Here is an 18,702-nt window from a genome sequence, read left to right on the forward strand (position 1 = left end):
ATTTTTTACTCTTTGATATTTTATAATTATAAAAATAAGTTTTAATAATAATTCCTTGAAAACAGATCAAAAACCAATCAACAATTCCCCTCAACAACAAACGCCAGAACCACCGTTTTTAAAAATATTTGGTAAATCAAAGTTGGCAAGAATATTTGCTGTAGTTTTTTTAATTTTAATCTTTCTATTTTTGTTAACCAGTTTAAAAACATATATTTTAGGTTTGGTTGTTATTTTTCTACCTCTATTTTTAGGAGTAGTGTCCTGTTCAATTGTAAACCCGATTGCTAAATTTTTTTCAACAACTTTAAAAATTAGTTATCGCTGGTTCACTTATTTAATCTATTTTATTTTTTTACTTTTTATCCTTTTTTTAATTCTTATTATTAGCGCTGTTTTTATTTTCCAATGAAATCCTTTTATTATTTCATTTTTGGGGAGTAATAAATCGATTGGAAGTTTACTAAAATTTTTAGATAACAATAAAGATACCTATTTTACTTCAATTATTATTAAAAATAATGTTTTAACTATCGTTCTTGATAATACACATTCTGGAACTTTTTCAGGACTTGGGGTAATTTATCTATTTATGTTTAAAATTATTCATATGTTTATATCTTCTATTTCAGTAAATACTTGTTATGCAATGTTAAATTGATTTTATACAAAAGTAGCAATTTATAACTCTGGTCCGTTTTTTCTGATTTATAAATTGGCACCGATTTTACTAGGTATCGGAATGGTTATTGCTTTTACAATATTTATAACAGTTGTTTTTTTAAATAAATATAACACAAAAATCTCAAAATGATTTGCTACTAAATTCTGAGAAGATAAATCACATCAAAAAAAAGTTGAAACTGTTTTCAACAAATCGATTAAATCATGAGCTTTAGCGTTAGTTATTGATGAAGCAATTATTTTTTCAATCATTCTTTTAACCGTAATTCTAGCTGGTAACCTTGGAGGTAACGACATATTTAGACATTCATTTATTATTTTCCCAATATTTATGGTTATTTGTTGTCTTGTCCCGATTATCGGACCGATTATTGGAACCATTCCAATGGTTATTGTTTCTATCTTACAAATTTCTTCAGATAATAATTATGCTTCAATGATTATCGTTTTGGTTGGAGTAGCGATTGCAATTAGTTTAGAAGCTTTTGTTATATCACCATTAATTTATTCAAAAACAACAAAGTTAAATATTGTAACCGTTTTGCTTGGAATTAGTGTTTTTGGACTAATTTTAGGGATATGAGCGATGCCGTTTGCTGTTCCTTTGATTATGATGTTTAAAGAAATATGTAATCAAATATATAACTTTAACCTCAAAATATAATTAAATATATAAAATATAACTTTAATTATTATTTTATCTCACATGAATCATATAGAATTAACTCATTTATTTACAGATTTTTTTAAATCAAAAAAACATTTAAGTTTACCATCTTTTTCGCTTATTCCTAACAATGATCCATCTTTGTTATTAATAAATTCAGGGGTTGCTGCAATGAAAAAATATTTTTTAAATATTGTTGCACCTCCTTGTAAAAGAATTGTATTAGCTCAAAATTGTGTAAGAACTATCGACATAGCTCAAGTTGGAAAAAGTCCATTTCATTTGACTTTTTTTGTCATGCTTGGTAATTTTTCTTTTGGCGATTATTTTAAAAAAGAAGCGATTGATTATGGTTGAGAATTTCTTACAAAAACTCTAAAAAAATATATAGACCCTGATAAACTATATATTACAGCATATAAAAATGACACTGAAGCAATTACGCATTGATTAAATGTCATTAAAATTAATCCAAAAAGATTAATTCTTCGCGAAAAAAAACATAATTTTTGAGATCTTGGGCAAGGTCCGTGCGGGGCTTGTACTGAAGTATATTATGATTTAGGAAAAAGTTTTCAAGAAGTAGATTTAGATCCTGACAATTTATCTACTAAATTATTAGAAGATGATATCCCGAATAATCGCTATATTGAAATTTGAAACATAGTTTTTTCAGAATTTAATCATTTAAAAGATGACACTTATAAACCATTAAATTCAAAAAATATTGATACTGGAGCGGGACTTGAACGGATTTATACAATTTTAAAAGGGAAAGCATCAATCTTTGAAACCGATGTTTTCTTGCCAATTATCAATATCTGTGATCGTATGTTTAAAGATCAATATTCAATAAATTTTAAAATTGCTTTTACAAAATCTGATCAAATAATACAACAAAAATATACGCAAGATCTTTGTACAATCGCTGATCATATCAGAACTGCCATTTATTTAATTGCTAATAATATTCTTCCCTCAAATAAAGGGAAGGGGTTTGTTGTTAGAAGGTTGATTAGAAAAATTTTAGATATTGCATCTGACTATTGTAAAGATGAAAATATTGATGATTTTCTAACTTTATTTGTGTATCAAATTTTTAGAGATATTGATTATTTCAAATTTCTTGTTAATATCCAATCTAAAATTACTGAAATTTTAGATTCTGAACAAAAAATTTATCAAAAAACTGCAACAGGTTTAATTGAATGAATTAATAAATTTTTTGATAATAATCCCAAAAATTGAATAAAAATTAATGACCAAAAAATAAATGATCAAAATATAGTTAATTTAAGGATAGCAGAAAAAATATTCACTCTTAATACGACATATGGTTTTAGTAAAACGAAAATTCTAAATAATATAAAAGAAAATAATTTGAATATATCTGAAACCCGTTTTAATCAAATTATTAATGCTTTAAATATTCTTTTAGAAAATCATAAAGAAATTTCAGGAGCAAAAGTCGGTAAACTAAATCCTATGCCCCTAAATGAACTAAAAGATCAGATTTTAAATAAAATAACTTTTATTCCAAAAACCAAAAAAGAAACTGATAATCAATTAATAGAAACGCAAATTATTGCTGCTTTTAAAATTGACAATATTCATAAAGTTGACGAATTAATAAAAAATCAAAAATATTATTTACTTTTTGAAAAAAGCAATTTTTTCCCAATAGGTGGGGGGCAGATATCTGACACTGGAACTTTATCTACAAATAATGATAAAATAATTGGTCATATATTAAACGTCTTTACAATAGATAATTGATTATTGCATGAAGTCGTTTGTATAAATAACTTCAACATATCTAATGTTAAACTGAAATTGAAAATTGATTATCAACAAAGAATGGAAGTTGCTACAAATCACACAGCAACTCATTTATTACACGCTTTATTAAAAAAAATTAATCCTTTAATATCACAAGCTGGTAGTTTGGTAGAAAAAAAATTCCTTAGATTTGATTATTTTCATCATATTAAACTAACTGATGATGAATTAGATTGATTAGAAAGAGAAGCTAAAAAAATAATTAAATTAAATACCCCCAGAATTGAAACATTTCAGAATTTATCAGATATTTTAAATAATAGTAAAATCCAAAAAAATTATTTAGAAAAATACTCATCAATTGTTAGGGTAATAACTTTTGGGGACATATCTTCAGAATTATGTGGTGGTGTCCATTTAAAAAATTTAAATGAAATTAATGATTTTTTAATTTTTAAAAATTTTTCTAAATCTATAGATACACAAAGAATTATTATTTATACAAACCCTTTATATTTTCATGAAGGAATAAAAAAAGAATTTGACAAAATATTTAAACAACAACAAATCAAACTAATTAATGAATTAGATTCAATAATAAAAGAACCTGAATATAAAATATATAAAAGCAAAAAAATATTTAATAATTTAATTGAAAATTGATCCCTTTTGAAAGAGTCAAACATCGAAGAAAAGATTTCAAAAATCAAAGGATATATAGATCTTAAACAATTCTTTGAAAATAATTTTCTTCAAATAACTCAGATCCAAAAAAACATAAATTTATTTAAACGATTTTTAGAAAATGAAAAGATTCAATTAGAACTTAAAACAAGCAATAATATTGAAAAAGACATTATTACTACAAAAACCTCTTTAAAAATTTTCTTTTATAAAATTACTGATAAAAAGCAAAAACTAAAAAATTTAGCAAATATACTTTTTAATAATAAAAAAATAGAAATCATCATCTTTACTAACGAAATTAACGAAAACGATAACCAAGGGTTTGAAATTATTAATATTTATTTTACGAAAGATCTTGAGTTTAATAAATTTAATAATTGATTTAAAGAATTTGAGATTTATTTGAAAACCTCTTTAAAATTGAATATTCCCAAAATAATTTATCCAATTCCAGATAAAACTTTCGCTTTGTTAAAAATAAGCGATAATGCTTTTTCTAAAAACATCGATAAAATAAAAAGAGAAATACAAAAAAATAAAATCTAATTTTATGTATGAATAGTTATTTGGGGATGGATTTAGGAGAAACAACATTAGGTTTAGCAGTTAATATCGGTAATTGTGTTATTTTGTTGAAACCTATTTATTATAAAGTTGGTGATTTCAAGTTTGTTTTAAATGAACTGGAATCAATATTTGAAAGATATGATATTAAAAAAATTGTAATTGGAAATCCAATAATAGAAAATATTACTTCAAAGATATCGAATATGGTAAAATATTTTAGTGTATTGTTAGAATCCAAATTTAATATTAAAGTTTATACTATTAATGAAAACTTTACAACAAAGATAGCAAAAAATATTTATTTCCAATCAAATAAGAATAATAAATTAAAAAATTTTAATAAAATAAAAGATTCGTTTGCAGCTAAAATCATTTTAGAAGAATTTATAAAAAATTATAGAAATTAATCAAGAATACATTATGAAAAAAATATTTGTTACAAAAGATAAAATAGAATCGTTAAAAAAAGAATTAGATTATTTAATTAACACAAAAAGGAAAGAAATAATAGAACTTTTGAAAGAATCGCGTGCCCAAGGTGATTTAAAAGAAAATGCAGATTACGATGCTGCTAAAAATGAACAAGCGATAGTAGAAGAAAGAATTAAAGAAATAGAAATTATTTTAAGTAATAATGTTGACATAAAAACTTCATCTTACATAAAACCTAATAAAGCTTCTATTGGTTCTGTTGTGGTTTTTGTAAACGTTAAAGACATTGATAATAAATCTAAACATCAAACAGTTCAAATAGTCGGAGAAATTGAATTCGATCCTTTAAGTCAACCGATTAAAATATCATATCTGTCTCCATTAGCACAAGCCCTTTTAAACCATAAAATAGGAGATACAGTAATAGTTAACGCTGAAAATATTTATAAAGTTCAAATTATTAGTTTAAGTTAATCATTCTAAAAAAATTAGATTCTTTTATACAATCCCCCCACTTTAGTGGTGGGGATTTTTTTTATTTAATTTTTTTTAATATTGTTCATTTTTATAATTGACCTACAATCTTGTATAGTGATAAAACGCGCACATCAAGGAATAAAGGAATATATAAAAAATATCTAAATTACATAAATCTAGAATGAAAAATAAAAATAAATCAAAAATAATCTATTGAAAATTACTGGTTTCAATAACATTATTTACTTTTGCTACTATTTCATCATTTTCAATTATTAGTCAAATTATAGGTGGTGATAATTCTGAAAATAATGTAACATTAAACTCTAATTTAGCAGAAAACCGTGTAAATAACTATGGTAATTTTCAACAAAATTTTGGTGATATTTTAAAAATAGACCCTATTTTAAATGGTAAACTACTTGGAAATACCAATTTTAATAAAATATTAGCGGATCAGATTCCTTATTCAATACCAAAAAAATATAAATATTGGATGATGTTTGATTTTACTGGATTTTTTAATCGAAATAATACAAAAGTATTTTGCTCTAATGCGTATTATCTTAATAAAGAAGATGGAAAAAATAAATCATTAATTATCGTAAAAGATATTAACAGAGGTTATGTTATTCCGTTGGAAGCTGACTATACAGGCAATAATATAAAAAGGGTTGCATTTACAAAAATCAGGGTTTCAAAACCTATTGCTAATAAATTTGGAGAATGAATAAATAATAACGATACACTTAAAGATGTTTTTGAAACTATTAAAAATAAAATAGGTTATGTAAATGGTTTTGAATTTAATGAATTAACAAAAAATTATATAAGACATTTTACTGTTTTGAACAATGGTTTAATATCATTGCCAAATAATAACTATACAATTACAAGTAGTGAAATTACGGGAGAATTCCAATGAAAAAATAATGGAGTAAAAGGAAATAACGTTAATGTATTAACATTTCAAAACAATAAATTAACTAACGATATTTTAAAACATTTCTCAGGTTCCTCAGAATATCAGATGGGTGTTGAGGATATTTTATCCATTGTCTTTATTATAATTACTGCCATAACTATCGTCATACCATTTTTTGGACCTGTTATATCAACAGCTGCTGGAACAGCAGAAGCCGGTCTTGCAGGTGGAGAAGCGGCAGCTGAAGGTGCAGGACTTCTAGGTGCAGCGGCTGAAACTGGGGCCGGTTTAAGTGAAGCGACAACAACAATAGCAAGTGCTGGCGGAAATATTCTAAATGCCTTTAGAAATATTGGTTCATATATTTATTCTGGAATAGAATATTTAAGTCCAAGTAAACCTCTTGCTAATATTATCTTTGGGGCTGCTGAAGACTGAACTTGAAAAACAGTCGCAGAAGCTGGATTAAATATCGGACTGAGTATCTTTGTTGGAGATATTCTTCCTACATATTCAATTATTAGCAAGTTTTCAACAATAAATAATTATGATATGTATCAAACTTCAATCACTACTGGTTATCTTTTTAATATTGGGTTAATGACTTTTTTTAGTGCCAGATTGCTTTGACAAATTAAAAACTTAGTATTAACGTCTAAATTATTGCTAAATTCAGGTGAAATATTGTTCATAAAATTTTGAGACAGTGTTAGATTTGGTGCAAAAACAAATTTTTTTAACCCCACATACATTGGGTCGTTTTTCATAAGATCGATTGCTAAAATGATTCCAAGTAGTATATTTTTTCTTCCAACAGTTATTAATTTTTTTAAACATTTAGAATTAATGAAAGAATCAAATTTAGGTTATATAAGTTCAAATTTTACAACCGCTTATTATTTTTTAGAAGTTCTGATTAATGCTGGAAGTTCAGGTATAGAATTAGTTTCTAATTTTATCATAGAACATCCTACTATATTTACTCGTTTATCTTCATATATGGATGCAACTGCAGGCAATCGTAATACTCATCAGGGCAGTTCTGAACATTTCCTTCCTCCAAACGATCCTTTAGATCAACCATCTACAAGTACAGGAATCAGAATTCCTAGCGGAGGATCTGAAGATCCAACTTTACATACAATAAGACTATTACAAAAACAAAAAAATTTATTTGGAACTCCCGATTCAACAACTTCAAATTACACAGATGCTTTAAGCGGTGAAATATCATTAAAAAAACGATCAATTGATGATTTAAGCGATTATCAAAGTTTAGACTTCAATGAAAACAAGTTTTCATTCACATCCGATAATGTCAAACCAACAACAAATCAAGATCATATTTATAGTGTCATTGATAAAACATCTAAAACACTCAAATCAAGCACGGATAATGAAATAAACGCATCAGGTTTTTTTTATACTCAAACTGATGAATATCCTCCAGAAGTACCACCTAAAACTTTTGGTTTATTTAGAAATAATTTATCTAATGAAGGCGATTCTATATCTGAAAAAGATAAAAGCGAAGAAGCCTCATTGTTGTGGGATGGTAAAGAATGAGACGATTATAAATTGGTTTCTTCTGACATATCTATAGATGATAGTAAATCTGAAGGTTCTTTATATTCAACACCAGAAGAATTTATAAATGGAATAGAGGAAAAAATTAATGATTTAGAACAAGATGTAAAACTAAGAAGTATAACTATTGAAAGTTTGAAAAAATTTGAAGACCACTATTCTTTGCTAAAAGGTGATGAAGAAGATAAATATTGAAATGATCAAAAAATATCTAGTTTAGTTGAAGATTATAACAAAGAAAAATGACCACAAATACTTGAAAAATTAACTTATGATAGTGATGAAAAAATAGATTATAATTTCCCTACTCTAAGACAGGATGAAGAAGATATTGACCCCATTTCCTTTCAACATGATTTAGCAGTTATTAAGTACAATTTATCAAGTAGCCAAGAAGATATTAATAATATTGAGGAGCCAGAAAAATCTATCACAGAAGAATTTGGAAGTTTAAACGACCATTTACATGATAGTTCATTTGAAAAATCAGAAAATAATCAATTAAATGATTCTTTTATATTAGATAAAAGCTTAGATGATGAAGAAAGCATCAATCAAAACTTATCTATTGATCGAATAATTGAAACAGAAGAACAAAGATTACAAGCACAAGAACCGGTCTTAGATATCCCTCAAATAGATACTGAAGCTCAACAAATAGATCAAATTTATAAAAATCCCGAAATTTTGTTTAATTTTACAGATGATGAATGTATTAAATTATCAACAGATAAAGATATAAGTTTAATATTTGATAACGGGGTTGGAGCATTTCACGCTGAATTAAGTAAAAATTCTTTCGATCCAGGAAGAGTATATATTGATCAAACAAAAATATTGGATCTTTCTAAACGAATAACCAACAAATTTTTAAAGGAATATAAGTTTTTAAATAATAGATTTCTTAATTTTGAAAAAATAATAACAAAAATTGATGACTTTTATCATAAGGTTGCAAAAATATCAATCTTATATGTATCGAATAAAAATAAAGTATTAGGAATTGAAACAATAAATATTAGCGATTTTCTAAATAATTTCTTAAAAATAAACGATGAAAATACTATTTTAGAAAGAGGAAATGAAGAGCTTATAAACGTATTTAAAGAAAGTCAGTTAATCAATAAACTGCCTAAAAATGTTAATGTATATTTTTTTGAAAATGAATATTTTAAAGAATTATTCTCTAGAAATAAATGAAACAATGAATATAACTTCTTGAATTTTATTTTCAGAAAATGAAACTTAAACACTATTTTAAACCTAATAACTAAAAATAAACTTACTTTTGATGATATAACTGATGGAAAATTTAATCCAATTGCTTCTATAAGATTAAATATAAACATTGATGCTATTGAAGTCAAACCAGACAGGGGTCATAACATTTTTTGATTCAATACATATCAAGATACTAAGTTAAAACTTGTTAGTTATCAAGTATTAGAAATTAGTGATCCAGAAGATAATACGTTACAACTTTTCAAAATTCCAGAAACCGAAAATGATTTTGTTTTTGTAGAACATTCATTACTTGCAAAAAACTTACATCTTTTCAATACAATGAAGAATCTTGCATCTGATATGAAACCATCAGCCCTTCAAAAATATATTGATAAATACTTTTTAACAAATAAATGGGATGCAAATTTATGAGAAAAATATCAACATTATAAATGATCCCTAAATCTAAAACCTGGAATCTTAATACATGATGAATGCATTGCTGCTGAAGTTGAATATATTAAAAAAAGACAGGCTGCTATTAATGCATTGACAACAATAAATGAATTTTTTGTTCCTCCACAAAAACCTATAATTCAAGACTTAAAAACCCAAGAACTAACTGATCAACCAACTAATAACATAATCTCAGAAAGTAATGAAATAGACCAAGTTTCAAAATTAAATGAACAAACAATAGTAGAAGATAAAGCTGAAGCGAGAAACATAACATCTCCACAAGAAGAAAGAGCGGAAGATAAAACAGAAGATCCTAATACAAAAGACAGTAAGAATATTAGTGTTGATGGCGAATTAAGGGAAAACTTAAATATAGTAAATGAATATGTTAATCCTTCAATAGAATCTATAATCAAAGATTCATCAATCCACGAACCAACTAATAACAAAATCCAAGAGCAAGAGTTTAATAACTTTTTTCGTGGATTGATGAATCGTATGAACCAAATTTCAGATTTAAATGAAGAAAGAGAAAATTTAATAAGTCAAAAAAATGCAGAACTAATCAATCAAATTTATAAAAATCCAGAAATTTTATTTAATTTTAAAGATGATGAATTAATTCAATTACCGTCAAATAAAGATATTCATTTTATATCTGATAACGGATTTAAAGAAGCATACACTGAATTAAGGAGTGCTACTTCTCTTGATCAAATAAGACTTCAAAATATAATCAACAAAGCGAATGAAACAATTAAACCTTCTGACGAATATAAGTTTTTAAATAATAATCTTCTTCATTTTGATGAAATAATAACAAAAATTGATGATTTTTATCGTAAGGTTGCAAAAATATCAATTCTATATGTATCAAATAAAAATAAAGTATTAGGAATTGAAACGATAAATATTAGCGATTTTCTAAATAATTTCTTAAAAATAAACTCAGAAAATAATATTTTAGAAAGAGGAAATGAAGAACTTTCAAATGTATTTAAAGAAAGTAAGTTAATTAATAAACTACCTAAAAATGTTAATGCGTATTTTCTAGAAAATAAATATTTTAAAGATTTGTTTTCTAGAAATGAATGAAACAATGAATATAACTTCTTGAATTTTATTTTAAAAAAATGAAATTTAAATACTACTTTAAATTTAATGAATGCCAATAAATTTACTTTTGATGATTTATCTAATGACAAACTTAATCCAATTAATGCTATAAAGTTAACTTTAAGTGTTGATAGAATTAAACCAGATAATGTTTCTTGATTCAATCGAAGTGGAAGTAGTAAATTAAAACTTGTTAATTATGAAGTATTGGAAATGAATGATTCAACAAATAATCCAGTAAAACTTTTTAAAATCCCAGAAACTGGAAATGACTTTGTTTTTGTAGAACATTCATTACTTGCAAAAAACTTACATCTTTTCAATACAATGAAGAATCTTGCATCTGATATGAAACCATCTGCCCTTCAAAAATATATTGATAAATACTTTTTAACAAAGAAATGGGATGCAAGTTTATGGGAAAAATGTAAAAATTATAAATGGTCTCTAAGCATACAACCCGGATATTGAGATCAAGAAAATGATCAATTGAATGATTTAGATTTTGATTTATCTAAAAATGGATTATCTAGTGACAATGAAGATCTTTTATCATCAAAAAATATAACCGAAAGAGGAAAATCGTTATTGCAAGATGATGAAGAATGACATGATGCAAAATCAAATACTTCAAAAATATCTATAAGTACCCAATCTGAAGAATCTGAATATTTATTAACAAATGAATATATAACTAACGCAGAACAAAAAATTAATGATTTAAAACAAGGGTTAGAAAAAACTGACCAAAAAGGTCAATTAACTATTGAATCATTGAAAAATTTAGAAGCGAAAGAATCAACATCGGTTACTCCAAGTCCAATAGGCAGTGAAGTTATTAAATTCGATCAAATTTATAAAAATGTAGAAATTTTATTTGATTTTAAAAACAATGAACTTATTCAATTACCAACAGAAAAATATATATATTGAATATCTGTTAACGGGGTCAGGGAGTTATACAATAAAATAATTAACAATTTTGATTCTCAAGAAAAATTATTAGATCCTGCAGGAGTAGATAGTGTAGTTGAGCCTTTTGAACCATATAAGTTTTTAGATAATAATCATCTCCGTTTTGATGAAATAATAACAAAAATTGATGATTTTTATCATAAGGTTGCAAAAATATCAATTCTATATGTATCAAATAAAAATAAAGTATTAGGAATTGAAACGATAAATATTAGCGATTTTCTAAATAATTTCTTAAAAATAAACTCAGAAAATAATATTTTAGAAAGAGGAAATGAAGAACTTTCAAATGTATTTAAAGAAAGTAAGTTAATTAATAAACTACCTAAAAATGTTAATGCGTATTTTCTAGAAAATAAATATTTTAAAGATTTGTTTTCTAGAAATGAATGAAACAATGAATATAACTTCTTGAATTTTATTTTAAAAAAATGAAATTTAAATACTACTTTAAATTTAATGAATGCCAATAAATTTACTTTTGATGATTTATCTAATGACAAACTTAATCCAATTAATGCTATAAAGTTAACTTTAAGTGTTGATAGAATTAAACCAGATAATGTTTCTTGATTCAATCGAAGTGGAAGTAGTAAATTAAAACTTGTTAATTATGAAGTATTGGAAATGAATGATTCAACAAATAATCCAGTAAAACTTTTTAAAATCCCAGAAACTGGAAATGACTTTGTTTTTGTGGAGCATTCAATCCTTAAAAACAACTTATCCCTTTTCAAAACAATGAAAAAATATATATATGTCGCGGATAAACTATCCCTTCAAAAATTTATTAATGAAAATTTTTTAACAAAGAGATGAGATGCAAATTTATGGGAAAAATATAGCGGATACAAATGATCTAAAAATTTAAAACATGAAAGCTTAAAAAATGATGAAAATATTACAACTAAGATTGAATCTTCTGTAAACCAAGTCGCTTCAAATGAAGAGGCAACAAAAGATATTGAAAAAGCTAAAAACGATGATTTTTATGCTAATTACTCAGAACCAGAAAGATTACAATTCTGAGAAAATTTAAAAATACCAGAAGATAGTATTTATGATTATAAAATAACAAATAACCCTGAGACAATAGAGTCAATGTACGATTATGATCCTTTAACTGAAAATCTATTAAATGTTGATCTTATCGTAGACCAAATATCTAAAACAAAAGAAATCTATGATGATAATATTGATTTAGAATCAGTTCCGATTAATAATACTATTTTGGATAAAACTGATAGTATTGCTAATGATGAACCAGAAAAAAAATTAATAAAACCAGGAGAAATAATTAATAGATCTGAGCTAATAATAGATTCAGCTATCGAAACTGATAAGGATTCTGTTGTATACTTTAGTAATTTTATCAAAATGAATAAAGATGCGTTTATAAATGCGTTTATTCCCTATAATAATGGTCATAAAACTATATGATATTTCGATGAAGAGTTATTTTTAAACATTATTTCTACTTTTTCTACTATAAACTTAGAAATATTTGAAAGAATAGTAAATAATGATGAAATTATTTCTGATAAAGATTTTAACCAAATTCTTAAAATCATCGATATAAAAAATCCATCCATAATAGAAGCGTTTAAAAATTATTTTAATAATATAAATAATCACAAATTATTTAATAATCATGTTAAAAAAACTATTTTATTAACCGATGACGTTGATTTAAAAGACTATAAAACAATAACATCCATAATATTAAATGATATATCTGAGATTAAAAACAATCCTGGTTCTTCTAATACTATTTATCCAAGCAACTTTTTCAATGATATTCTATTTAACTGTAAAGTTCAACACTTCTTCCGAACAAATCAAGACTTAATTAATTTTGGTCTAAAAAATAAATTGATTAAAATTCTTGACAATAATGTAGTATTTATTACGGATAATAATTTTCAATTTATGAATCACGTTTATAAACTTTTTGGTTTAAAACCGTTGAGATATTTAAATCTATACTTTAAAAAACTAAATATTATGTTGTCTCAAAACTCTTGAAGTATAGATAGAATAATTGAAGAGTATTTCCCTCCACTTATGAAAATAAAATTATATGATTCAGACTTTGATGAAGTAAATATTGAAGGTAATGAAAGTGATAGCTTTTATCATTCTATTAATATATCGAATAAATATATTAATGTTCCAACTAATGATTTATTAGATGGTAGCTTTGAACTAAAAACAACCGACCAACTAATGGAACTTGAAAACTTTAGTAAAAGAACTTTTACTAAAGTTGATATTGAAATCAAATTTAACGATGCATTAAAACATGCTATTGTAGACAATCCTAATCTAAATTTTCTTCATTGATATGTTGTTAATGAAGCGTATAACAGTCTTACCCAAAATGATATTGCATTTATTAATACTGATGAAAAATTTTTTAGGTTTGATGTTATAGATTTGGAATCTAATAAAGCAAGTCAATATTGAATGACTAAATCTGAATTTACTTCATGATTTAATTCTATAGATCCTATAAATGAATCCGATCTAATAGATCCCAATCTTCTTCAAGAAAAACTAGTAGCATCTATTAAAACTATTTGAGAAGAGCAAAACAAAGACATTAGTATCTTTGATCATGAAAAATATTTTTTAAATTTTGCACCAAAAGATATTCCAAATAGTTATTGAATATGTCTAAATAAACATCTAATTAATAATTTAAGCATAATGAAAAGTTTTACTTTATCAAAAATAATGGATTACGCTAGAAAATTAGCTAAAGTTTTTAATCCAACCGCTACAAAAAATTTATCACCCAGCGATATATATAGTTTTAAAACAGTTAATAACGCAGAAATTAAAGATTTATATTTCAAACTCTTTGATAAATGACTAGAACCAAGTTATAAAATGAGCACAGTTGATGCTTATTATATAAATGATGCTGTTGATAGAACCGACAATCTACTTGCTAAAGTAAATGTTAGAATGATGATTCCAAAATCATTTAATACAAATAAAATTGCTAATAAATTGTGATTTTTTGCTAAAATACGTGAACTAAACTTTTTTGCCATTAAAACTAAAAATCAAAAATTAATAATAACTGATTCATCATGAGCTGATCTTAAAAAACATTTTTCAACAGAACAACTAAAACTTATTAAAGACTTTATTAATTTTACTAATGTTAAAATTTTTAGAAATAAAGAAACTAAATGAGCAGTAGATAGTTATAATGTAATGCCAAAAAACATTGAATTAATCAAAAATGAATATATAAAAAATGTTAATAATTTTTATCATTATTTAATTTCAAATATTAAAAAAATTAATTTCCAAGAATTGTTAATAAATAAAAGTGAGTCATTTATATTCTTAATAAAAAATAAAATTATTCCTGTAAATGATTCTTCATATTATTATTTTGATTTCAATTTTTCAACTGAACAATGACAAAACATTTATTTAAATTGCCCAGATAAAAATAAAGAATACATGGTTAAATGATTTGAAAAAATGATTAATGTAATATCTGAACCTATTAACGTATTTGACCATATTGAACCTGCATTTTGAATAAATACCGATACCCTTGAATATAATAATATTCCAAAAATTGAGTTATCAAACCATATTTACTTATACAGAGATTTTGAAAAATTTTTTAAATTATTCCCTAATGCAAACATTTCTAACTTTATTTCAGTTAGTCAAGATATACATGGACGTTATTACGAATATACTGAAAAAATACAAAGTGTTAATTTTAATAAAAATTTAGTGGGTTGATTTGATAATAATTACGAAAAAAGAGCATTAACAGATATAAATAATAATCCATTAAATAATTTGATCGCATTACAAATATTATCAAATAATAATTCTCAACAAAATATAATTGATATTTCAGCTAATGAAGCAGTTGTAGATTTATTGGTTAAATTGTATAAAATAGAAAATTCATCACAATTATTTTATAAATTTATAAACGAAAATGTTCAAAATTATCAATTTGCTGAAAATATAATTTCTTTGACTAATGAAGTGTTTGGTGTAAAAGATAATCATGCTTTGTCTATAATTTTAGAAAATATAAAAGAAATAACCACTCTATGCAGTTTGGATGAGTTTATTACTAAGTTTTATCCTGATTTTGACATTGACAATCAAACTTTAGTTTATGGAATGCATTTGGAATCATTTCATTTGAAAAATAATGGACTTTCGCCAAAAGAGTATATAAAAATAAATGTTTTGCTAAAAAATTTCAAACAATTTATTCCGTTTATAGAATCTATTAAAAAAGTTAGTATAAAACAACAATCGTTTAATTTTCAAATTTTTAAAAAGGAACTATTAAACTATACAAGAACATTACACTTTTTATTTGATAAAGAACAACTAAAAAAATTAATCCCTGATTTAAATAGAACATCAAGATCAATAGAACCAGAAGTTTCTAATAATTACGAAAACAAATATATTACAGAAATAATTAGCAAAAAGTATACAAAAAGTAGAGCAAAATATGGAGTGATACCGAAAATAAATATAAAATTAAAAGTGCCCACTGGTCTTGAAACAACTCTTGGAGACGGCAATTTCCCAACAAGAATTAATGATAACACAAAAATAATTTCACTTGCGCAAGTAGAAAAAGATAAAACAAATATTCTAAATGTTAAAAAATATATTCCCGTTACACGCGGTATGTTTAAAAGTATTATAAAAAATATTTTAGAATCGAACTTAAAAGTTTTATTAAATTCTATCTCAGAAAGACATTTAGATAGAAATAACGGAGAAGCATCAAGTTCATTATCCGATGATCCATTTATTTTTAATACATTACAATATAAATTTGATTCAATTGATGATTACACCAGAGCTGTATTGGGTTTTAATCGTTCAGTTAAAATGGCTATCTTAAAACTTACATTACCAGAACATGAATATGTAAATGCTATCGAATCGCTACCTGATTTTATTACAATAATTCATGATAATTCTTTATTAGATATTCGTAAGTATTTCACAGAATTTAATATACCAATATTTAATCCTGAAAATGATTTTAAAATGTTTTTGGATGGAATATTTAATTCAAATTTAAGTTCTATAATGAGTTTTATATCAACATATGAATATTTTAAAAATATGAATATAACTTCTAAAAATATAAAATTAAAAATCAAAAATTCTCTTTTTGCAGAAAATAATATTTTAATTGATCTAAAACATATTAAAGAAATCGATGCACAAATAAGATTTAATATATTTAACGGAGAAAATGCTAATTTTAATTACTGACTTCCTCAAAAAAATGAATTACCATTTAAGTTAGATCAAATAGTGAATCTCTTTGTGGACCCCGATAATGTTTTTAAATACAATTTTACTACACATGATTGTAACGATAAGATATATGAAAAAATATTCTTTAATTGAATTAGTTTCAAAAGGAATAAAATGATTCCGCTTGAAAAATTTAAAGAATTATTAGATTTAAATTGAATAAAATTAAAAAATGGAAGAATGTCTGAAGCAGAGTATAATCAAGCGAGAAAAATTATTTATCTACCTAATAAATTACTGTATAAAATATCATTTGCTTTAAGACCGAAATCATTTTTATCTTTAATCAATTGAATAGTCGAGAATAATAAAGAATATATTCTTGCTATTCAAAAACAATTATCTTTAGACAAATTTCACTCTGAAAAAGTTGTAACAAAATGAATAGAGGAGCAATATAATAAAATCTTTAAACACAATATTTTATTAAAAAGTAGTGAAAATTTCCTTAAATGAACTAACTTTACAACTCAAAATTTAAATGAAAAATGGAGTATTGATAACAAATCTTTAGAATATATTCCTTTAAAATATCCACATTTATACCATGCTTTAGAATTACATAAAAGCGATAATGCTATGTGTGTTTGAATTAATCTAAATATAAATAATATTGAAAAATCAATAAGAATTAATATAAATGATTTAATAAATAACGTTTTTGATAAAAACTTTGATAAATATTTAGAGAAAGCGAGTTCTACAGAACAACGATTAACACATCATGAACAAATAATGTTATTGAATTTAAAACAAAAAATAATTTCTAAAACTATAAATCACATAATACATCAAATATACGATTGATTAATAAAAAATAATGTTTTTAAAGAGTATAGATTATCATATATTAATTTATTATTTGATAGTCAACTTATAACATATATAAAAAACTTTAATTTTAATGTTTGATCAATTATTACAGATTCATTTATTTATCTTCATGACAAACAGATAAAAGATATTATTGGCACAAATGTAGAAAAACTAACAATTCCTACTCAATCAATCGATAATAATTATTCAATAACTTCAGATACAAGAAATCGTATGATGAATTACTCTCATCAACTTTTTGAATTAAATACGGGAGTGTGACTTGTTAACTTTAATAATTCAATATCAAATGATAAACTTCTTGAAATGTTTAATGGATGAATATTGCATGCGAAAAGATTGTTAAATTTAAATACTGATATTCAATATAATTTATCCATGATAAAAAGTGATATTTTACAATATTTAAAACCACACTTTAAATATTGTATAAGTCTTGAAAAATTTAAAGAATTTAATAAAATGGAACTTGCTGGCATTAAACCGTATAAAATTATTAAAAATATCAGACAAACCCAATTAAAAAATGTTATTATTGAGGATATTCAAGTAATGGATGGACTGAGCAATAAAAGAATTGAAGAATTTAAAATATTTTTAAATCAAATGGGACATTCATTAATATCTATACCAAAAGAATCTATTTTACGTCATACTGATATAATCCAAGCTTTAGTTTTCGATGAAGTTAATAAAAAAGTTGTCTCTTTGATTAATATTGATCTATCTTTTAATACTCTAACAAATATAAGAGAATTTATCATTAATAATATGCATTCAGAAAAAATAGCATTATCAAAAAATTATAAATTTATAATTTACTATAACTCTAATGTCGTTGATAGCATATATCAAAATGCAACTTCTTACGAAGATGCTAAAATGATGATAAAAGGATTAAATGATTTCGTCTACAAAAAACATAATTTATTAATAGATTAATGTT

Annotated in this window: 5 protein-coding genes; all 5 read left to right on the top strand. The window is 24.2% G+C overall.

Annotation, left to right across the window (positions count from 1 at the left end):
- The first annotated feature begins 55 nt into the window (after positions 1 to 55).
- The 5 genes from JRW51_RS02185 (at position 56) to JRW51_RS02205 (ending at position 18,698) form a co-directional block, all read left to right on the top strand.
- Positions 56 to 1,348: an AI-2E family transporter gene (locus tag JRW51_RS02185; protein ID WP_250328544.1), complete on the top strand. Its 1,293-nt coding sequence runs from the start codon at positions 56 to 58 to the stop codon at positions 1,346 to 1,348.
- Between the two features lie 42 nt (positions 1,349 to 1,390).
- A complete protein-coding gene (gene alaS, locus JRW51_RS02190; protein WP_250328545.1) occupies positions 1,391 to 4,363 on the top strand; it encodes an alanine--tRNA ligase in 2,973 nt (990 codons plus the stop codon).
- A gap of 8 nt (positions 4,364 to 4,371) precedes the next feature.
- A complete protein-coding gene (locus JRW51_RS02195; protein WP_250328546.1) occupies positions 4,372 to 4,791 on the top strand; it encodes a RuvX/YqgF family protein in 420 nt (139 codons plus the stop codon).
- 13 nt (positions 4,792 to 4,804) lie between these two features.
- Complete coding sequence (greA, locus tag JRW51_RS02200) at positions 4,805 to 5,290, top strand: transcription elongation factor GreA (protein WP_250328547.1); 486 nt, start codon at positions 4,805 to 4,807, stop codon at positions 5,288 to 5,290.
- Positions 5,291 to 5,474: 184 nt separating this feature from the next.
- On the top strand, positions 5,475 to 18,698 hold the full coding sequence (locus JRW51_RS02205; protein WP_250328548.1) for a hypothetical protein: 13,224 nt from the start codon (positions 5,475 to 5,477) through the stop codon (positions 18,696 to 18,698).
- Positions 18,699 to 18,702 lie beyond the last annotated feature (4 nt).

This window comes from Mycoplasma sp. SG1, from assembly GCF_023612375.1.
Classification (GTDB): Bacteria; Bacillota_I; Bacilli_A; order Mycoplasmatales; family SG1; genus SG1.